Annotated in this window: 14 protein-coding genes; 12 read left to right on the top strand and 2 right to left on the bottom strand. The window is 60.0% G+C overall.

The features are described 5' to 3' along the window. Nucleotides 1-29: 29 nt before the first annotated feature. Nucleotides 30-725: a pirin family protein gene (locus M5G26_RS06780; RefSeq protein ID WP_150692386.1), complete on the bottom strand. Its 696-nt coding sequence runs from the start codon at nt 723-725 to the stop codon at nt 30-32. 279 nt (nt 726-1004) lie between these two features. Here M5G26_RS06780 and M5G26_RS06775 point away from each other — a divergent pair, with 279 nt between their 5' ends. Next, on the top strand, nt 1005-3479 hold the full coding sequence (locus M5G26_RS06775; RefSeq protein WP_273914800.1) for a UvrD-helicase domain-containing protein: 2475 nt from the start codon (nt 1005-1007) through the stop codon (nt 3477-3479). 51 nt (nt 3480-3530) lie between these two features. On the opposite strand, the gene M5G26_RS06770 is transcribed toward M5G26_RS06775, so the two are convergent. Then, nucleotides 3531-3803: a DUF1652 domain-containing protein gene (locus M5G26_RS06770; protein ID WP_038367758.1), complete on the bottom strand. Its 273-nt coding sequence runs from the start codon at nt 3801-3803 to the stop codon at nt 3531-3533. Nucleotides 3804-4066: 263 nt separating this feature from the next. Between M5G26_RS06770 and M5G26_RS06765 the strand changes: the two genes are divergently transcribed. From M5G26_RS06765 to M5G26_RS06715, 11 genes are all read left to right on the top strand, one after another. After that, the gene (locus tag M5G26_RS06765; protein WP_273914799.1) at nt 4067-4882 is read left to right on the top strand and encodes a helix-turn-helix domain-containing protein; all 816 of its coding nucleotides are present in this window, start codon (nt 4067-4069) and stop codon (nt 4880-4882) included. Nucleotides 4883-4934: 52 nt separating this feature from the next. Continuing rightward, nucleotides 4935-6341, top strand: a complete 1407-nt coding sequence (locus M5G26_RS06760; protein WP_273914798.1) for an NAD(P)/FAD-dependent oxidoreductase — start codon at nt 4935-4937, stop codon at nt 6339-6341. Nucleotides 6342-6382: 41 nt separating this feature from the next. Then, nucleotides 6383-6727: a cupin domain-containing protein gene (locus tag M5G26_RS06755; protein WP_273914797.1), complete on the top strand. Its 345-nt coding sequence runs from the start codon at nt 6383-6385 to the stop codon at nt 6725-6727. A 58-nt stretch (nt 6728-6785) separates the two neighbouring features. Further along, nucleotides 6786-7871 (top strand): polyamine ABC transporter substrate-binding protein, encoded by a 1086-nt coding sequence (locus M5G26_RS06750; protein ID WP_122600468.1) that lies wholly within the window; start codon nt 6786-6788, stop codon nt 7869-7871. A gap of 456 nt (nt 7872-8327) precedes the next feature. Then, nucleotides 8328-9773, top strand: a complete 1446-nt coding sequence (locus M5G26_RS06745) for a serralysin family metalloprotease (protein ID WP_273914796.1) — start codon at nt 8328-8330, stop codon at nt 9771-9773. 93 nt (nt 9774-9866) lie between these two features. Next, complete coding sequence (locus M5G26_RS06740; RefSeq protein WP_166674990.1) at nt 9867-10295, top strand: AprI/Inh family metalloprotease inhibitor; 429 nt, start codon at nt 9867-9869, stop codon at nt 10293-10295. 203 nt (nt 10296-10498) lie between these two features. Beyond that, nucleotides 10499-12274, top strand: coding sequence for a type I secretion system permease/ATPase (locus tag M5G26_RS06735; RefSeq protein ID WP_273914795.1), 1776 nt, complete (start codon nt 10499-10501; stop codon nt 12272-12274). Further along, entirely contained in the window at nt 12271-13620 is a 1350-nt protein-coding gene (locus M5G26_RS06730) for an HlyD family type I secretion periplasmic adaptor subunit (protein ID WP_134177450.1), read from the top strand. Before M5G26_RS06735 ends, M5G26_RS06730 begins: the two co-directional genes overlap by 4 nt. Nucleotides 13621-13622: 2 nt before the next feature. After that, a complete protein-coding gene (locus M5G26_RS06725; RefSeq protein WP_273914794.1) occupies nt 13623-14993 on the top strand; it encodes a TolC family outer membrane protein in 1371 nt (456 codons plus the stop codon). A gap of 339 nt (nt 14994-15332) precedes the next feature. Beyond that, the gene (eprS, locus tag M5G26_RS06720) at nt 15333-18284 is read left to right on the top strand and encodes an autotransporter serine peptidase EprS (protein WP_273914793.1); all 2952 of its coding nucleotides are present in this window, start codon (nt 15333-15335) and stop codon (nt 18282-18284) included. A 187-nt stretch (nt 18285-18471) separates the two neighbouring features. Beyond that, nucleotides 18472-21549 (top strand): autotransporter serine protease, encoded by a 3078-nt coding sequence (locus M5G26_RS06715; protein WP_273914792.1) that lies wholly within the window; start codon nt 18472-18474, stop codon nt 21547-21549. The last annotated feature ends 27 nt before the right edge of the window (nt 21550-21576 follow it).

The raw sequence follows: 21576 nt of genomic DNA, 5'->3' as shown, positions 1-21576 counted from the left end.
GCCCCTTTTTTTGCCTGCCATTTACGCCATCAAGCCAGATCCACCAGGACGATCTCGCTGTCCTCGATGGCCGTAACGCTCAACACTCGCTCATGCGCCACTGCCACACCGTCTCGGGCTTGTGCAAGCAAACCGTTGACTTCAATCACGCCGGTGGCCGGCACCAGATACGCGCGACGGCCTTCATCCAGATGATATTCCGCGGTTTCGCCCGCTTTGAGATTGGCCGCGACCAATCTTGCATCAGCGCGAATCCGCAAGCTCTGGTCATCGCCGTCCTTGCCGCTGGCCAAGGTGACAAAGCCTTCACGCTGGCCTTTCGGAAATGGTTTCGCACCCCACGATGGCGGGGCGCCGGTTTCCGTCGGCAGAATCCAGATCTGGAAGATCTTGGTGTCTTTCGCTTCCAGGTTGTATTCGCTGTGAGCGATGCCGGTGCCGGCACTCATCACCTGAACATCGCCAGCCTCGGTACGGCCCTTGTTGCCCAGATTATCCTGGTGAGTAATTGCGCCTTCACGGACATAGGTGATGATTTCCATGTCGCGATGCGGGTGCTGCGGGAAGCCAGTGCCCGCCGCGATCACGTCATCGTTCCACACCCGCAGGTTGCCCCAGTTCATGCGCTGAGGGTCGTAGTACTCGGCGAACGAAAAGTGATGATGGGCATCCAACCAGCCGTGATGGGCGCCGCCCAGCGAGCTGAAAGGTCTGAGTTCAAGCATGATCGTCTCCTCAAAGGGTTCGTCATAGGGTGTGAATGGTTGACACCCAACGCGACACCGGTGGTTTATGACGGCCATCATCTATCAGTTAATAATCGATAAAAAGCGTAAAAAATGCGGCGTTATGATCGAAATTACAGATAAGAAAGCAGCTCGAAAGTGTCTCATCCCACCTTCAGTTCATCGCCTAAACCAATGACCTGTAAGCTTTTCGCTAGAACTGAACGGCAAATACAGACACCATAGCCGCAACAGCCTCACACACTGGAGCCCGTCAGCGTGGCGCAACACACCCCCGATCTTCCTCCCGAACTTCGCCCCCTGGCCGAGATGCCTTGGTTCAAACGCCTGGCGGCACGCTTCTTCGGCCACGGCTTGACCCGCTTGCGCGCGCAGCACCGTGCATCGTGGTTGCACGGTCAGGCGGACGGTTTCCGCAGCGGGCATACCGCTGGCGTCGAATATGGCTTTAAGGAAGGCAAGCTTGAGGGGCTTGAAGAAGGCCGTCAGGTGCTGCTGATCCGTGACAGTCGTAACACTGAACATCGACCGCCCAACGTCGATAACCATCTGTTTGACGATTGGCGTCTGCCGCTGACGGCCGAGCTGAAAAAGCGCATGAAGGCCGATGTCGCCCGTTTGCTGCCGGAGCACGCTCAGCCGAGCGCCGCACAATGGAAGATGATTTTCAGCGAAACCCCGTCAACCTCAGTGGTTGCTGGCGCGGGCGCGGGCAAATCCACCACGCTGGTGCTGCGTATCCTCTTGCTCAACCACTATCTGGGTTTTGAGCTGGATTCGATGACCGTGGTGACCTTCACCCGCGAGTCGCGCAAGGATTTCATCAACAAATTGATTGAGCTGTTCGCGCTCTGGGGGCAAGCGCTGAACCTGCGCCAGGCACGCGACCTGGTGCGCACCTTCCACTCGCGCATTTTGCCGATGGTGCGCAGCTTGCCGGGTTTCGAACGTCTGCAGGCCTTTGAAAACCTCAGCCACCGCGTACAAGGTGATGAGCAGGAGGTCGACAGTAACCCGTTCGACCTGCGTATCAACGATGCACAACGCCAGCAACTCAACGCCTGTTATCACCGCTTGTTCAATGACGACGAGCGTTTCCGTCAGTTGATTCAGCCGTTGTCGCGCGCTGGTTTACAGCTCAAGGAACTGGAGCGTGATCACCCCGACGTGCAGAAGCGCGTAGCGGTAACGGAGCTGGCGTCGCGGCGCGACGAAGAGCTGTGCGATGCCATCGAAGATCTGTGGTTCCGCGCTGGCGCGTGGCCGATCAAGGGCATTGAGCCGAACCGGCAGAGTTTCGATATCAACGGGGCAAAATTTCATTGCCATGGTTACATTCCGAGCCTGGATGCCTGGGTGGTGCTCGGCTTCGATCCGCGGGAAAACCCGCAAACCAGCCGGCCAAATGCCAAGCTCAGCGTGCGCGCAGAGTGGGCAGTCAAGCGCACCCTGTTTCAAGCTTTCTGCCGTAAGCCATTGATTTGGCTTGATAGTTACGAGTCATCAAAACGTGTACTGGCAACATTGGCCGGTGATGCCAGTGCCGGGCCGGGCTTTGAATACAAGGTCAAGGGTGAGCTGGCCTCCGCGCCGTTGCTCGACTGCTTCGTGGCAGCGGCAGGCTTCATCGAGAACCTCGGCCTGGACGTGCCTGACGCGGTCGGTCGTATGAGCTTTGCCAAAGATGATCCAGATCGGTTTTTCTTCGAGGCGTTGAGTCTGTTCTGGCGGGCCTTTGAAGATCATCTGCTGGACCAGAAGCCGCCGATCATGACCTACAACCGCATGTTCGCGCTGTTCAGCGAGCACTCGCCGGAGAACCTCAAGCTGTTGAGCGATGAGTTACTCAGGCCGTTGTCGCACTTGATGATTGACGAGTTTCAGGACGTATCGCCGCAGATCGTTTCGTGGATTCGCGCCAGCCTCACGGAAATCCGCAGCCGTGGTCCAGCCATGCATGTCGGGCGGGGTGCGCAGCGTTCATCGTTGCTGTGTGTCGGCGATGACTGGCAGTCGATTTATGGTTGGCGTGGCAGTTCGCCGAGTTACTTCATGGCGTTCGACAAGGAGTTCCCGTCGCCGAGCGCCACGCGGGTGATGCTCAGTGACAACTACCGCAGCCACCAGCACATCATCGATGCCGCTGAACATATCGTCCGCGCTGCGCCAGCGATCCCCGGCAAAAAAGCCAAGGCCAGCGGTGCGCCCAAGCCGCTGCAGCCAGTCAATGTGCTGGAGCGCGACGATCAGGCCTTGGGGCAACGCCTCGCCGAGCACTACCGCCAGGGTCATTCAATCTTGATGCTTTATCGAAAAAGCAGCGATAAGTCATTGATTGAAGAGCATATTCAGTCTGTAGTTAATGTGGATTCGAGCTTGCCATACGAAGCGCGGCGCCTGAAACAACTGACCTACCACAGCGCCAAAGGCTTGCAGGCGGATGCGGTGTTTTTGCTCGGTGACTGTCAGCACCTGACCAGTTCGCCCTACAAGAACCAGGTCTACCGCATGGCAGGTTTGGGCAAGTCGGGCGACAGCGAGCCGTATGACAGCGCGCAAAAGGACGAGATCCTGCGCCTGGCTTATGTCGGCATCACCCGTGCGGTCAGCCATTGCTACTGGTATGTCGAACCGCAGGAGGCACAAGCGGTGAACATGCCCCGGGCGTCCGACCGAGTGGCCAAGGGCAAGCCGTTTTTCGTTGATCATCGAACGGCCAAGCAAAGCGCATAAGCCACAAAAAAGCCCACATTTCTGTGGGATTTTTTGTTTTAAATCATAAGCTTATGCATAACTCCTGAGAGACTCCGGAGGTACGAAGGCTTCAAGCTCATCCTCCACAGCCTCGATAATTCGTTCGACATCCGCTGCATTCATCACCGTCGCACACGGGATGCCAGCGATGGCGATCATGGTTTCGCCACTGGCGCGATCGAACAGACGGGCGATCATGCTGCCCGGCGCATCCATCGTCGCCTCGAAACCCATGGGATGAAAATGCCAGCGCATCAACTGGCATGCGTTGGGAAAGGTGACTTTGCTTGACCCTTTATTCATATGTTGCCCGCCTTCTTCATCGAGCGCTTCCGTTTGCTCATGTTAGGTGGGAAGAGCCTTCATTGGCTCAACCGGTGACTGACGTTAAAAGTAGCATCCGGATGTGAAATTCCTGTGAGATTTTTCAGTTCATTTTGCGATTGCTTCGCATTTTTTGATGTAAGTCACGGCCTACGCAATCATCGCCAAAGGGCCACTACGGATTAGCCATTGAAGCCCGCGCCGAACTTCGGCAAGCTCGCTTCTTTTGCGCCGAGCCCTTTATGCACGCCGACGACGACGGCCCAGAACAGACCCAGGCCACGGCGGCCACGGTCATGCGCTATCACCTGAGCTGGAAGCACCGCGACCTCGACAGCGTCATGGCGCTGTACCACCCGGACATCCAGTACAACGATTTCTTCCAGAACCGGGTGCTCGGTCTCGATGAGTTGCGTGAATACGTGCGCGTGAGCATGCCGCGCGAATCCGACGAAGCGCTCGAGCATTGCGACCGCATTCGCGTCGATGGCAACACCGCGTTCATCCAATATGAAGTGACGCTGCGCGGTGGTGAAGGGTTGGTGTCGTTTCGTTCCAGCGAAGCGATCACGGTCAGGGACGGGCTGATCTGGCGCGTCAATGAATACGCTTCATTGGTGCGCGCGCAGTCCGCCAGCAAAACGGTACCCAGTCAGCGTCCAGCGGCCAGCCGTCTGGGCCTGTCGCCGCGCCAGTTGAGCTTCATGGCCGAAGACCTGCAGCAGTACTTCGAAAAACAGCAACCGTACCTCGATCCAGAACTTGATTTGCAGCGGGTGGCGAAGGAGTGCGGGTACAGCCGCAATCAGATTTCCTATCTGCTCAATCAGGTGCTCGGGCAAAGCTTCTATCGCTACGTCAATCAGGCGCGCCTGCAACATCTGCTGCGCTCGCTCGACAACGCCACGCCACCGCTGCGCATTGATGAGCTGGCGTTCGCCGCCGGTTTCAATTCGTTGTCGGCGTTCTATAGCTGTTTCCGCCAGCACACCGGCCAGTCGCCCAAGGCTTACGCGAAACAAATTTCTTTGCGGGCACGCGCGCAAGACATCGACTGAGCACAGCCACTAGGATCGACGCCATCGAAGGTTTTCAGTGGCGGAGTCTTGCATGCCGGCGTGGCGCACTATCAGTTTGTGGATGGATCAACTCGATGAGCCGCTGACCGCGCGGCCCGAGCTTGAGCGAGATCTGGACGTCGACGTGGCGATCATCGGCGCGGGATACACCGGGCTGTGGACCGCGTACTACCTGAAGAAACTGGCACCGGGCCTCGACATTGCGATTGTCGAAGCACAGACCGCCGGTTTCGGTGCTTCCGGGCGCAATGGCGGCTGGCTGATGGGCAACCTGCTCGGCGAGGATCGCTTGCTGGCCGGGCTGTCGCCAGAGCAGCGCCGCGCTTCTTTCGATCTGCTGCACAGCATTCCCGATGAAGTGGAAATCGTCCTCGAGCGTGAAGGCATCGATTGCGATTACCGCAAGGGCGGCGTGCTGTATTGCGCGGCGCGCTATCCAGAGCAGGAAGCCACGCTGCGTGAATATCTGGCCAAGCTGCACGCCCAGGGCCTGACCGACGACGATTACCGCTGGCTCAGCCCCGAGCAACTGGCGCAGCAGATCCGTGTGGCCAAGCCTTATGGCGGGATTTACGCGCCACACGTGGCAACCATCCACCCGGCGAAACTGGTGCGCGGTCTGGCGCGCACCGTGCAAAGCATGGGCGTGAAGATCTACGAAAACAGCCCGGTCACCCATTGGCAGTCGGGCAGCTTGCGCACCGCCAAAGCCAGCGTGCGCAGTCGCTGGATTGTGCCGGCCGTCGAAGGTTACTCGGTGACCTTGCCACCGCTGGGCCGCTATCAGCTGCCGGTGCAAAGCCTGATTGTCGCCACCGAGCCGTTGTCGGCGGCGACCTGGGACGAAATCGGCCTCAGCCGTGGCCAGGCATTCAGCGAGTTCAGTCGTCAGGTCACCTACGGCCAGCGCAGTGCCGACAACCGCCTGATCTTCGGTGCCCGCGGCGGTTATCAGTTTGCCGGCAAGTTGCGCCATAACTTCGATCTGACCCGCGATGAGGTCGAGCTGCGCCGTTATCTGTTCGGCGAACTGTTCCCGCAACTGAAAAACGTGCAGATCACCCACGCCTGGGGCGGCAACCTCGGCATGTCCCGGCACTTCAAACCGCACATGCTTTGCGATCGCGCCAATGGCATCGCGCTGTCCGGCGGTTATGGCGGGGAGGGCGTCGGTGCGAGCAATCTCGGCGGGCGCACCCTGGCCGATCTGATTCTTGAGCGCGACACCGAACTGGTTCGTCAGCCATGGGTGCTGCCGGACGGCGGCATTCATGCACTGCGCGCCTGGGAGCCGGAGCCGTGTCGCTGGCTCGGTTACAACGCGATCATCAAAAGTTTCGTCCACGAAGACCAGACCCTGGCCAACCCGGCGACCGCGCCATGGCGGCGCAAACTCGCCAGCCAGGTCGCGGGCTTCATGGAAGGTTTCATGCATTGAGCGTCGATTTAATTCAAGCAAGCCCAAAGACAGGTCAGACCATGAGCATTACCCAGTTCAAAAACACCGCAACCCTGCCACTCGATGAATCCAGCCCGGTGGCCGTCCCCCTCGGCGAACCGGTGGCGATTGCTTCGACCAACAGCGTCGAGCGCGATGACGGCGTCGAAACCGGCGTCTGGGAATGCACTCCGGGCCGCTGGCGCCGGCAGATCACCGCGCAAGAGTTCTGCCATTTCATTTCCGGGCGTTGCACGTTCACCCCCGACGGTGGCGGCGAAACCCTGCACATACAAGGTGGCGACGCACTGATGTTGCCGGCCAACACGCTCGGTATCTGGGATATCCAGGAAACCGTGCGCAAGAGCTACGTGCTGATTTTCTGATTGTTTGATCCTTTGATTGCCTGCCAACAAAAAAGAAAACCCACACAGGAATCGATCCATGATCCGCAAGACCCTCGCTCTGGCACCGCTGATGCTCGCCGTTTCCCTTGCTCAGGCAGCGGAAACGGTCAAGGTTTACAACTGGTCCGACTACATCGCACCGGACACCACAAAAAATTTCCAGAAAGAGACGGGCGTGGGTGTCACCTATGACGTCTACGACAGCAACGAAACCCTCGACGGCAAGTTGATGACCGGCAAATCCGGTTACGACGTGGTGTTTCCGTCCAACCACTTCATGGCTCGGCAGATTCAGGGCGGGGCGCTGAAGAAACTCGACAAGAGTCAGCTGCCGAACTGGAAGAACCTCAATCCGGTGCTGCTCAAAGCCCTGCAGACCAACGACCCGAATAATGAACACGGCTTTCCGTACCTGTGGGGCAGCACCGGCATCGGCTACAACATCGCCAAGGTCAAAGCCGTGCTGGGTGACAATGCGCCCGTGGACTCCTGGGATCTGATCTTCAAGCCCGAATACATGGAAAAGCTGCAGAAGTGCGGCGTAGCGATCCTCGACAACGGCCCGGAATTGCTGCCGGCCGCGCTCAACTACCTGGGCCTGCCGCACCACAGCAAAAATCCCGAGGACTATAAAAAGGCCGAAGCGCTGCTGATGAAAGTCCGGCCATACGTCAGCTACTTCCACTCCTCGAAATACACCAGCGACCTGGCCAACGGCGACATCTGTGTGGCGGTCGGCTTCTCCGGCGACATCCTGCAAGCCGAGAACCGCGCCAAGGAAGCAAAAAACGGCGTCGACATCGGTTATGCGATTCCCAAGGAAGGCGCAGCCATCTGGTTCGACATGGTCGCCATGCCCGTGGATGCACCGGATGAAAAGGCCGGTTATGCGTTCATGAACTACCTGCTGCGCCCGGACGTGATGGCCGGCATCAGTAACTACGTGCACTACGCCAATGGCAATGAGCAGGCGGACAGCCTGATCGACCCGGCCATCAAGAACGACACCAAGGTTTATCCGAGCCCGGAGATGATGGGCAAGCTGTTTGCGCTGGAGGCGATGCCGTTGAACATTGACCGGATCCGCACGCGGGTGTGGAACAAGATTCGCACGGGTAGCTGACCCGCTTTTCCCCTGTAGGAGCTGCCGCAGGCTGCGATCTTTTGATCTTGCTTTTGAAAGGCAAAGTCAAAAGATCGCAGCCTCGTTTCACTCGTCAGCTCCTACAGTTTGGGTGAGCAATCTGGTTGATATCAATACACTGGCGTCGCACTAATAAAGTGCAGAAAAGTGAGACGCGCCTAACAAAAAACAACTTACCCATATTTAATATTTAAATAGAAAATCGTCAGACAATTAGGCAAAAGCTTCGCAACTAAAACATTCTTCCACCTCCGCACGCTTTGTTTACGGCAGTTTTACGAAACAGCCCGATTTGATCTCAAAAAAATCCTTTACGGCAGATTTCAAATTGTGTCAGGTTTCTTACGCCTTCATTGGGCGAGTGATAGGACGATCTCGCCAGAGAGAGTCCTATCGGACAAAAACTGTTCCATTGCTAAACAAGGAAGTGTGTTTATGTCGAAAGTTAAAACGAATGCTATTGATACCGCCGAACAGGCTTTCCAGCTGGCAGCCTTCAGCTCGGCGTACAACCAGATCAATAGCTTCAGCCATCAATACGATCGTGGCGGCAACCTCACGGTCAATGGCAAACCCTCCTTCTCCGTCGACCAGGCCGCAACCCAGTTGCTGCGCGACGGCGCTGCCTACCAGGACAAGGACGGCAGCGGCAAGATCGAACTCACCTATACGTTCCTGACTTCGGCATCGTCCAGCACGATGAACAAGCACGGGATCACTGGGTTCAGTCAGTTCAGTGCGCAACAACAAACCCAGGCCAAGCTCGCCATGCAATCCTGGGCTGACGTGGCCAACGTGACCTTCACCGAGAAAGCCTCGGGCGGTGACGGCCACATGACCTTCGGTAACTACAGCGGTGGCCAGGATGGTGCTGCAGCGTTCGCTTATCTGCCAGGCACCGGCGCCGGTTATGACGGCACCTCGTGGTACCTGATCAACAGTGGCTACACGCAGAACAAGAATCCGGATCTGAACAACTACGGTCGTCAGACCCTGACTCACGAAATCGGCCACAGCCTGGGTCTCGCTCACCCTGGCGATTACAACGCCGGCAATGGCAACCCGACCTACAACGACGCGTCCTACGGGCAAGACACCCGCGGCTACAGCGTCATGAGCTACTGGAGCGAAAGCAACACCAATCAGAACTTCAGCAAGGGCGGTGTCGAAGCGTATTCGTCCGGCCCGCTGATGGACGATATCGCTGCCATCCAGAAACTCTACGGTGCCAACACCACCACCCGTACCGGTGACACCACCTACGGCTTCAACTCCAACACCGGTCGCGACTTCCTCAGCGCTTCGTCGTCGAGTGACAAGGTGGTGTTCTCGGTGTGGGACGCGGGCGGCAAGGACACTCTGGACTTCTCGGGCTTCACCCAGAACCAGAAGATCAACCTCAAAGACGCCTCGTTCTCCGACGTTGGCGGCATGGTGGGCAACGTGTCCATCGCCAAAGGCGCGATCATCGAAAACGCCATTGGCGGTTCGGGTAACGATCTGCTGATCGGCAACAGCGTGGCCAACGAGCTCAAGGGCGGTGCCGGCAACGACATCCTCTGGGGTGGCGGTGGTGCTGACAAGCTGTGGGGCGGTGCCGGTTCGGACACGTTTGTGTTCGCTGCCAGCTCTGACTCCAAGCCAGGTGCGATCGATCAGATTCTCGATTTCGTCAGCGGTCTGGACAAAATCGACCTGACCGGTATCACCAACGGCGCAGGCCTGCACTTCGTCAGCAGCTTCACCGGTGCCGCCGGTGACGCAATCCTGACGTCGTCGGGTGGTAACAGCTTGCTGTCGGTGGACTTCTCCGGGCACGGCGTGGCGGACTTCCAGGTCAGCACCGTTGGCCAGGCAGTCAGCAGCGACATCGTGGCGTGATGTAGCAGTGGAAAGCGGCGTGTGATGCGCCGCTTTCTCCACTTGCATCGTGTTGCTCTGTAAGCAAGGCTACACGCCGGAGCGAATATTCCTATGATCTGTAAAGCTTTTACCTACAAGGCAATGGCGTGGCTCTCGGCGACGCTCATCATGATTTCAGGAGAAACCAGTATGGCAAGCAGCCTCAGACTCGAAGAACCCTCGGCGTTTGCCGGTCACTGGCAGGCAACTTTGTCGACTCAAGGCGAAGATCCAAAAGCGCAAAAGCAGCAGGACAAGCCTTCGAACACTTGCCTCTTGGATCTGGCTAAAAACCAAACCCTGGGCCAAGGCGCCGACTGCCTGGGTGCCTGGCTTGAAGCAACCCCGATCGGCTGGTTTCCCGACCCTGACGGTCTGTCGATCACCGGCAAGGAAGGTTCAAGAATCCAGTTTTTCAGTCGACAACGTGACGGGTTTTATCAGACGACTTTGAAGTCTGGCTTGGTGATTACCCTTGAGCGCGTGGCGCAACAACCTTGATTATCCAGAACGCGACAAAGTTTTAATATAAAGCGCCACGCTATGGTTATAAGAAGCGCGAACTGACAACTGCGCCGCAATTAATTACGCAAGTTGTTATGAAAGTGTAAGCGGGTACTTGCAAGTCATCTTTCGCAGGTAAGCGGAACATTAATTGAAGCCTCGCCCAAGTGCGGCGGGACCCATCATTTCAGGAAGAATCGATGAAGATGGCGAAGGCCCCAGCCACCGCTCCCTTATTCAAGGCATTGGCTGACTATAAAAGTATTCTGATCAGCGTCGGCTGCTTTACCGCACTGATTAACGTGCTGATGCTGGTGCCCTCCATCTACATGCTCCAGGTCTATGACCGGGTGCTGTCGTCGCAGAACGAAACGACCCTGGCGATGCTCTCGCTGATGGTGGTCGGCTTCTTCGCCTTTATTGGCCTGCTGGAAGTGGTGCGCAGCTTTATCGTGATCCGCATCGGCAGCCAGTTGGAGCGCCGCTTCAACCTGCGGGTTTACCAAGCGGCGTTCGAGCGCAACCTGTTCAAGGGCGAGGGCAACGCCGGGCAGTCACTGGGCGATCTGACGCACATTCGCCAATTCGTCACCGGCCCGGCGCTGTTTGCGTTCTTCGATGCGCCGTGGTTCCCGGTCTATCTGTTCGTGATCTACCTGTTCAACGTCTGGCTCGGCGTACTCGCCACGGCGGGCGCATTGCTGCTGATCGGCCTGGCGTGCCTGAACGAATACATGACCAAAAAGCCGCTGGGCGAAGCCGCCGGTTATTCGCAACAGTCCAGCCAGTTGGCCACCAGCCATTTGCACAACGCCGAAACCATTCAGGCGATGGGCATGCTCGGTTCCCTGCGCAAGCGCTGGTTCCAGGTGCACTCGCGCTTCCTCGGCCTGCAAAACCAGGCGAGTGACACCGGTGCGGTGATCAGTTCTGTGAGTAAAACCCTGCGCCTGTGCCTGCAATCGTTGGTGTTGGGTCTGGGTGCGTTGCTGGTGATCAAGGGTGATATGACCGCCGGGATGATGATCGCCGGTTCGATTCTGATGGGGCGTGTACTGAGCCCGATCGATCAGTTGATTGCCGTGTGGAAGCAGTGGAGCGGGGCGAAACTGGCCTACCGCCGTCTCGATGCGCTGCTGCAAGCGTTCCCGCCCAGCGACGACGCCATGGCGCTGCCGCCGCCAAAAGGCCAGATCACCTTCGAACAGGTCAGTGCCGGCCCACCGGGGCAACGTGCGGCGACCCTGCAAATGGTCAATTTCAATCTGAATGCCGGCGAAGTGCTCGGTGTGCTGGGTGCTTCCGGTTCCGGCAAATCGACCCTGGCCCGAGTGCTGGTCGGTGTCTGGCCGACCCTTGGCGGCACCGTGCGTCTTGATGGCGCGGATATTCATCGCTGGAACCGCGACCAGCTCGGCCCGTACATCGGTTATCTGCCGCAAGACATCGAGCTGTTCAGCGGCAGCATCGCCGAGAACATTGCGCGTTTCAGCGAGGCCGATCCGCAGAAAGTCGTCGCCGCCGCGCAACAGGCCGGTGTGCACGAAATGATCCTGCGTCTGCCGCAAGGCTACGACACGCAACTGGGCGAGGACGGCAGCGGTTTGTCCGGCGGCCAGAAACAGCGTGTGGCCCTGGCGCGGTCGATGTACGGAACGCCGAGCCTGGTGGTGCTGGATGAACCGAACTCCAACCTCGACACCGTCGGTGAAGCCGCTCTGGCCAGCGCCATCGCAGCGCTTAAAGCGCAAGGCACCACGGTGGTGCTGGTGACGCACCGTTCTTCGGTGCTGGCCCAGGCCGACAAGCTGCTGGTTCTCAATGACGGGCGTCTGCAAGCTTTCGGCCAGAGTCAGGATGTGCTCAAAGCGCTTTCCGGCCAGCAAGAACAACAACGGGAAAAAGCTGCACAGGCACCGGGCGGGCTCAGCATGAGCCGTCAGTATCAGCCCTCGACAAGGAATTCGGGTGTATGAGCAGCGCAAGCATGAACACTGAAAACGAAGCGACGATGGAACACGCCTACATCACTGAACGCCCGGAACGCGATGCGAAGTTCTTCGCGCGCATGGGCTGGATTCTGGCGATCGTTGGCGCCGGCAGCTTTTTCACCTGGGCGGCGTTGGCGCCGCTGGACCAAGGCATTCCGGTGCAGGGCACGGTGGTGGTGTCGGGCAAACGTAAAGCCGTGCAGTCGATGAGCAGCGGCGTGGTCAGCCGGATTCTGGTGCGCGAAGGCGAAATCGTGAAGCAGGGCCAGCCGCTGTTCCGCCTCGATCAGACCCAGGTTGCGGCTGACGTGCAGTCGCTGCAAGCGCAATACCGCATGGCCTGGGCCAGCCTCGCGCGCTGGCAGGCTGAGCGCGACAATCTCAAGCAAGTGACCTTTCCGGCAGAACTGAGCAGCGACCCGGATCCGCGTCTGGCATTGGTGCTGGAAGGTCAGCGCCAACTGTTCAGCAGCCGTCGCGAGGCCTACTACCGCGAACAGGCCGGACTGCGTGCGAGCATCGAAGGCGCCACCGCGCAACTGGCCGGCATGCGCCGCGCCCGTACCGATCTGAATGCCCAGGCCGACTCGCTGCAACAACAGTTGAGCAACCTGCAACCGCTGGCCGACAACGGCTACATCCCGCGCAACCGTTTGATGGAGTACCAGCGTCAACTGTCGCAAGTGCAGCAGCAACTGGCGGAAAACACCGGTGAAAGCGGCCGGGTCGAGCAGGGCATCCTCGAGTCGCGCCTGAAGCTGCAACAGCACGGCGAGGAATACCAGAAGGAGGTCCGCACGCAACTGGCCGACGCGCAACTGAAAAGCGTGACCCTGTCGGAGCAACTGACTTCGGCCGGTTTCGACCTGCAACACAGCGAAATCATCGCCACCGCTGACGGTGTGGCAGTCAACCTCGGCGTGCACACCGAGGGCGCCGTGGTGCGTCAGGGTGAAACCCTGCTGGAAATTGTCCCGCAAGGCACCCGGCTGGAAGTGGAAGGGCACTTGCCGATCAACCTGATCGACAAGGTTGGCGCGCACTTGCCGGTGGACATTCTGTTTACCGCGTTCAACCAGAGCAAAACTCCGCGCGTTCCGGGTGAGGTCAGTCTGATTTCCGCCGACCAGATGGTCGATGAGAAAACCGGCGTGCCGTACTACGTGTTGCGCAGCAGCGTCAGCGATCAGGCCATGGAGAAACTCAACGGTCTGGTGATCAAGCCCGGCATGCCGGCAGAAATGTTCGTGCGCACCGGCGAACGTTCACTCCTCAACTATCTGTTCAAACCGCTGCTCGACCGGGCCGGCTCCGCGTTGACCGAGGAATAAGGATGTTCGGCTGTATGAATAAGCTTTCCATGCTTGGGGCGGCAATGATGCTGCTCGCGAGTCACTCAGCAGTAGCGGCCATGGGGCCGTTCGAGATCTACGAACAGGCGTTGCGCAATGACCCGGTGTTCCTCGGGGCGATCAAGGAGCGTGATGCAGGTCTGGAGAACCGGGCGATTGGCCGCGCCGGCCTGCTGCCGCGCATCGGTTACACCTACAACAAGGGCCGTAACTCGTCGAAAGCCACTTCTCTCGATGAGCGCGCGCGTAATCGTACCGATGATCGCAATTACAGCAGTTACGGCTCGGCCCTGACCCTGCAACAACCGCTGCTCGACTACGAGGCCTATGCCGCCTATCGCAAAGGCGTCGCGCAGTCGTTGTTCGCTGACGAGAACTTTCGCGGCAAGAGTCAGGAGTTGCTGGTTCGCGTGCTGGACAACTACACCAAGGCACTGTTCGCGCAGGATCAGATCGACATCGCGCAGGCGAAGAAGAAGGCGTACGAGCAGCAGTTCCAGCAGAACGAGCACATGTTCAAGCAGGGTGAGGGCACGCGCACCGATATTCTTGAGGCGGAGTCGCGCTATGAGCTGGCGACTGCCGAGGAGATCGAGGCGCGTAATGAGCAGGACGCCGCGTTGCGTGAGCTGGGAGCACTGGTCGGCACTCCGGCGGTGGATATTAGTGATCTGGCGCCGCTGGATCAGAATTTCCAGACCTTCGCGCTGATGCCGACCAATTACGACACTTGGCATGAAATGGCGATCAGCAATAACCCGAATCTGGCTTCGCAACGCCAGGCCGTGGAAGTTGCGCGTTATGAGGTGGAGCGCAATCGCGCCGGGCATCTGCCGAAAATCAATGCCTACGCCTCGATGCGCCAGAACGAATCGGAAAGCGGCAACACCTACAACCAGCGCTACGAAACCAACACCATCGGTTTTGAAGTCAGCGTGCCGTTGTATGCCGGTGGCGGGGTGTCGGCCTCGACGCGTCAGGCCAGCCGCACCATGGAACAGGCGGAGTACGAGCTTGATGGCAAGACGCGTGAAACGCTGATTGAACTGCGGCGGCAGTTCAGCGCTTGCCTGTCCGGGGTGAGCAAACTGCGCGCTTATCAGAAAGCGCTGAGCTCGGCGGAAGCGTTGGTGGTGTCGACCAAGCAGAGCATTCTCGGTGGCGAACGGACCAACCTCGACGCGTTGAACGCCGAGCAGCAACTGTTTACCACCCGCCGCGATCTGGCGCAGGCGCGGTACGACTATTTGATGGCCTGGACCAAGTTGCATTACTACGCCGGGACCTTGAACGAGCAGGATCTGGCGCGGGTGGATGAGGCTTTTGTGGTCGCTCACCAGCCCTCACCCTAACCCTCCCGAAACGTCGGACCGCCCAAAGGGAGAGGGGACCGATCCGGGGATATTGCAGAAGTACACCGACCTGACCGAGCGTCACCGAATCCAACATCGACGCGGTTTTCCAGGTCGATGCATGACGCAAGACACCTCGGTCGGCTCCCTCTCCCTCAGGGAGAGGGCTGGGGTGAGGGAATGGGCTTTACCGAATCCACAATCGACGCATTTTTCCAGGTCGATGCATGACGCAAGCCCCCGCGGTCGGCTCCCTCTCCTGGGGGAGAGGGCTGGGGTGAGGGGAACAGGCAACACCGCAGAAGACCCTGCATAAAACAATAAAAGTGAGTGGTGAACATGGAAGTAAGTATCAAGCCAATTTCGGTCGGTACCCTGCTGCTTGTGATTTCCGCAACCCAGGTTCAAGCGCAATACCTCGAAACCGGCCAGCCCGGCGATGCCGCCAGTTGGCGCAGCGCCGAATTCCTCCGCGACTGGGGCCTGAGCCGCATGCAGGCCGAACAAGCCTACGCCGCCGGCATCACCGGCCAAGGCGTAAAAATCGGTGCCCTCGACTCCGGTTTCGATGCCGCCCACCCGGAGTTCGCCACTGACCGTTATCACGCGGTACTCGCCAGCGGCAGCTACATCGACGGCGCACTGTTCAACGTCGACGGCACCCTCAACCCCAACAACGACTCCCACGGCACCCACGTCGTCGGCACCATGGGCGCCTCGCGCGATGGCAGCGGCATGCACGGCGTGGCGTACAACGCACAAATCTACGTCGGCAACACCAACAAAAACGACAGCTTCCTGTTTGGCCCCAATCCCGATCCGCGCTATTTCAAAGCGGTGTATGACGCCTTGGCCGATGCCGGCGTGCGCGCGATCAACAACAGCTGGGGCAGCCAGCCGCCGGATGTCAGCTACCGCACCCTGGCCGATCTGCACGCCGCTTACGCCCAGCACTGGAACAAAGGCACCTGGCTCGATGCCGCTGCGGATGTGTCCCGGCGCGGCGTGATCAACGTGTTCAGCGCCGGCAACAGCGGCTATCCGAATGCCAGCGTGCGTTCCGCGTTGCCGTATTTTCAGCCGGATCTGGAAGGTCACTGGCTGGCCGTGTCGGGCCTCGATCAGAGCAATCAGCAGAAGTACAACCAGTGCGGTCTCGCCAAATACTGGTGCATCACCACGCCGGGGGCGAAGATCGACAGCACCATTCCCGGTGGCGGTTACGCGATCAAGTCCGGCACCTCGATGTCGGCGCCCCATGCAACCGGGGCACTGGCGCTGGTGATGGAACGCTACCCGTACATGAACAATCAGCAGGCCCTCGAAGTGCTGCTGACCACCGCCACGCAACTGGATGGCTCGGTCACCGATGCGCCGACTGAGCGAGTCGGTTGGGGCGTGGCCAATCTGAATCGGGCGATGCGCGGGCCGGGGCAGTTGCTTGGTGCGTTTGACGCCAGCCTGGGGGCAGGGCAGCGCGATGTCTGGAGCAATGACATCTCCGACAAGGCGCTGATCCAGCGTCAGGCCGAAGACCTCGCCGAGCACAGTGCCTGGCAACAAACCCTGCAAGACAAAGGCTGGCAGAACGGCGTTGCTGCCGGCGCCAGTCAGCAGGATCAGACCGATTACGCAGTCGGCAGCGCCCGTGACGCAGCGGCGGCAAGCCGGGTGTATCAAGGCAGCCTGATCAAATCCGGTGGCGGGCAGTTGATCCTCACCGGCGCCAACACTTATCGCGGTGCGACCACGGTCAATGGCGGCTTGCTCACGGTCAACGGTTCGCTGACTTCCGCCGTGACGGTCAACGACAGCGGCACCCTCGGCGGTTCCGGGCGAATCGCCTCACTGCTCGCCAACAGCGGCGCTCGCGTGGCGCCGGGCAACTCCATCGGCACCTTGAACGTGGCCGGTGATGTGACCTTCGCGCCGGGTTCGACCTACGCCGTCGAGCTGTCGCCGACCAGCAGCGATCGCATCGTTGCCGGCGGCACGGCCAGCATCAGCGGCGCCACTGTCAGCCTGTCGCTGGAAAACAGTCCGACGCTGCTCAGCACCCGCGAAGCGCAAAGCCTGCTCGGTCGCCAGTACGACATCCTGCAAGCGGCCGGCGGCATTCAGGGGCAATTTGGCGCGGTATTGCCGAATTACCTGTTTATCGGCGGCAGCCTCGACTACGCCGCCAACACTATTCAACTGAACGTCGAACGTAACGCCACAACCTTCGCCAGCGTCGGGCAGACACCGAATCAACGCTCGGTGGCGGCTGCCGTCGAAGGCTTGGGCGCCGGCAATTCGGTCTACGAAAGCCTGTTGCGCTCACCCGATGCGGGCTCCGCGCAACAAGCCTTCCAGCAACTGAGTGGCGAAATCTACCCGGCGTTGAGTTCGATGCTGATCAATGACAGCCGCCAATTGCGCGATGCCGTGGGCGAGCGTCTGCACGACACCAACGCCGCACAAAGCAACGGCTGGATCAAAGCCCTCGGGGCTTGGGGCAAGACCGATTCAAGCCATGACACGGCCGGCTATAACACTTCGATCGGCGGTCTGCTCGCCGGTGTCGACGGCGCGCTGGACGAGCAGACCCGCATCGGTCTGGTCACCGGTTACAGCGATAGCTCATTGAGCATGGGCTCGGGCACGCATTCCTCGGCCAAGGTCGACAGCTATCACTTGGGCGCATACGCCGGTCGTGACATTGGCGCCTGGCGCTTGAGCACCGGCGCGGCCTACAGCTGGCATCGCGCCGATGTGAAGCGCGACCTGCAATACGGCGACGTCAGTGGCAAACAGAAGGCCAAGGTTGATGCGGCAACCACGCAAGTGTTCGGCGAAGCGGCTTATCGCTTGCACCTGCAACCATTGGCGCTGGAGCCGTTCGCCAACCTCGCCTACGTGCATCTGGACACGGAAGGTCTGACCGAGAAGGGCGACGCCGCCGCGCTGAAAAGCTCGGGTGATCAACGTGACGCGGTGCTGAGCACCCTCGGCGTGCGGGCGATCAAGACCTTCAATCTTTCGCCTGCGCAATCACTCGACGTGAGTGGCCATCTCGGCTGGCAGCACAGCCTGAGCGACATTGACTCCGAACAGCATCTGCGCTTTGCCAGTGGCGGTACGCCGTACGCGGTGGAGAGTTCAGCGCTGGTGCGTGATGCCGCGCTGGTCGGCGTACAGGCCAGCCTCGCGCTGAGCCGCGATGTACGGGTCAACCTGGATTACAACGGACAATTGGCCAATCGCGAAAAGCTGCATGGCGTTGGCTTGAGCCTGAACTGGCAGTTCTAACCCCACGCTCTGCGTCCGATCGTTCCCACGCTCTGCGTGGGAATGCCTCTAGGGACGCTCTGCGTCCAGTGACGCGGAGCGTCACGGGCTGCATTCCCACGCGGAGCGTGGGAACGATCAACGACGATCATCGCCCTCACTGGCAACGATCAGGATTTTTCGCAACATCACTAAGGAAGGTCGCTGGATGAATAACAACAATACCCCCGCGCAAACGGGGGGCCGCTTTGCCCTGAAAACCCTCACGCTCGCCGTACTCTGTGCCATCGGCACCGCCCATGCCGCGCCCTATGTGGAAAGCGGTCGCACGGGCGATCCATCGAGTTGGCGCAGCGCCGAATTTCAGGCCGATTGGGGCCTGGGTGCGATCGGTGCCGATCACGCCTACGCCGCCGGGTATACCGGCAAAGGCGTGAAATTGGGGATCTTCGATCAGCCGGTGTACGCCGCGCACCCGGAGTTTTCCGGCAGCAATAAAGTCGTCACCCTGGTCACCAGCGGCATCCGCGAATACACCGACCCGTACATCCCGGTCAAAGCCGGCGATGCGTTCCGCTATGACGGTTCGCCCTCGGTTGGCTCCGACGGCAAACTCGGCGCCCACGGCACCCACGTCGGCGGTATCGCCGCAGGCAGTCGTGATGGTGGGCCGATGCACGGCGTGGCGTTCGGTGCGCAGATCATCAGCGCCGACAACGGTGACCCGGGCCCGGAAGACGGCATCGTTCGCGGTAACGACGGCGCGGTGTACAAGGCCGGTTGGGATGCGCTGATCGCCAGCGGCGCGCGGATCATCAACAACAGTTGGGGCATCGGCATCACTGACCGTTTCGACCTCGGTGGCCGCGATCCGGCGTACCCGCATTTCACCGTCAACGACGCGCAATTGCAGTTCAACGAGATCCGCACGCTGCTCGGCACCAAGCCCGGTGGCGCCTACGACGGCGCGATTGCTGCCGCACGCAGCGGCATCGTAACGATCTTCGCCGCTGGCAACGACTACAACCTCAACAACCCGGACGCCATCGCCGGCCTTGGCTATTTCGTCCCGGACATTGCGCCGAACTGGATCACCGTTGCCGCGTTGCAGAAAAACCCGGACCTGGCCAGCGCCAACCCGTACATCATGAGTACGTTCTCCTCGCGTTGCGGCTACACCGCGAGTTTCTGCGTCTCGGCGCCGGGCACGAAGATCTTCAGCGCGATCATCGAAGGCACCAACGCCGACAACCTCACCACCGGCTACAAAAATTACAACGGCACCTCGATGGCCGCGCCACACGTGGCCGGTTCCATGGCGGTGCTGATGGAGCGCTTCCCGTACATGACCGGCGATCAAGTCGCCACGGTCTTGCGCACCACCGCCACCGACCTTGGCGCGCCGGGCATCGACGCCTTGTACGGCTGGGGCATGATCAACCTGCGCAAAGGCATCGACGGCCCGTCGATGTTCGTCACCGAGCAGGACATTCCAGCGGAATTCCGCATCGACGGCGCTTACGGCTCCGGCCAGTTTGTCGCGGATCTGCCGGGTATCGGCGCGATCATCGATCAGGGCAAACCGACCGAACGCGTGTGCACCGATATCACCTGCGGCCTCGATACCTGGCGCAACGACATTTCCGGTCACGGCGGTTTGACCAAGCAAGGTATCGGCACGCTGGTGCTGACCGGCAACAACACTTACAGCGGCCCGACCCTGGTCAATCAGGGGCGTCTGGCCATTAACGGTTCGCTGCAATCGGCGGTGACGGTGAATGACGGCGGCATCCTCGGCGGCAATGGCCACATCGGCGCGCTGTCGGTGAACAGCGGCGGTACGGTCGCACCGGGTAACTCCATCGGCACCCTCAACGTGGCCGGTGACGTGACATTTGCACCGGGTTCGACCTACGCCGTAGAGCTGTCGCCGACCAGCAGCGATCAGATTATCGCTACCGGCAAAGCCGTGATTGAAGGTGCCACGGTGAGCATGTCGCTGGAAAACAGCCCGACGTTGCTGACCACCAACGAGGTGCAAAGCCTGCTCGGCACGCGCTACAACATCCTGCAAGCAGCGGGTGGAATTGAAGGGCGTTTCGGTCAGGTGTTGCCTGACTACGCGTTCCTCGGCGGCACCCTGGCGTATTCGGCCGATGGTATCCAGTTGGCGGTCGGTCGTAACGACGCCTCGTTCGCCAGCGTCGGCCTGACGCCAAACCAACGCGCCGTCGGTGCGGCGGCTGAGCGTTTGGGCGCCGGCAATGCGCTGTTCGAAACCCTGTTGCTGTCGCCGAATGCGGCGTCGGCGCAGCAAGCCTTCCAGCAACTGTCCGGCGAGATCCATCCGGCCATTGGCACGATGCTGATCAACGACAGCCGTTACCTGCGTGAAGCGGTGGGCGAGCGTCTGCGTGAGCGTGATCTGTTCAACGCTGGCGCACCGACCGACGATCGCAGCAACGCCTGGGTCAAGGTCTTGGGTTCGTGGGGCAAGAGTGATGGCGGGCATGACAATGCCGACTCCAACAGCTCCATCGGCGGCTTGCTCGCCGGTGTCGACGGCTTGATCGCTGAAGATACCCGTCTGGGTTTCGTTACCGGTTATAGCGACAGCTCGTTGAGCATGGGCAGCGGCACGCATTCGTCGGCGTCGGTCGACAGCTACCACTTGGGTGCGTACCTGGGGCATCAGATCGATGCGCTGCGGCTGACCGTCGGTGGCGCTTACAGCTGGCACCGTGTCGACGTCAAACGTGACCTGCAGTTCGGGGACGTCAGCAGTAAACAAAAGACCAAGCACGATGCCGCCACCACTCAAGTGTTCACCGAGGCCGCTTATGATCTGGGCCTGCAACCGATGAACCTGGAACCGTTCGCCAATCTGGCTTACGTGCACCTCAATACCGAAAGCTTCACTGAGAAGGGTGACGCTGCGGCATTGAAGGGCGGTGAGGACAATCGTGACGTGGTGCTGTCGACCCTCGGCGTGCGCGCCAAGCGTTCGTTTGCCTTGTCGGACCAGCATCAGCTGGAACTGGGCGCAAGCCTGGGCTGGCAGCACAACCTGAACAACGTCGATGCCGACAGCCATCTGGCCTTTGCCAACGGCAACAGCGCGTTCACCGTGCAGGGCGTGTCGATGGATCGCGATGCGGCGGTGGTCGGTGTGCGGGCAGGCCTGGCGCTTAATCGCGATGTGCGGGTGAACCTCGATTACAACGGACTGATCGGCTCGAATGAGAAGGACCACGGTGTGGGCCTCACCCTCGACTGGCAGTTCTAAAGCGTACCGGCAGCTCTGCACAGAGCT

Origin of the sequence: Pseudomonas sp. TNT2022 ID642 (assembly GCF_028656995.1) — a bacterium.
Classification (GTDB): Bacteria; Pseudomonadota; Gammaproteobacteria; order Pseudomonadales; family Pseudomonadaceae; genus Aquipseudomonas.
Note: the sequence above shows the minus strand (reverse complement) of the source record. Positions and strands in the feature narration are given on the sequence as shown.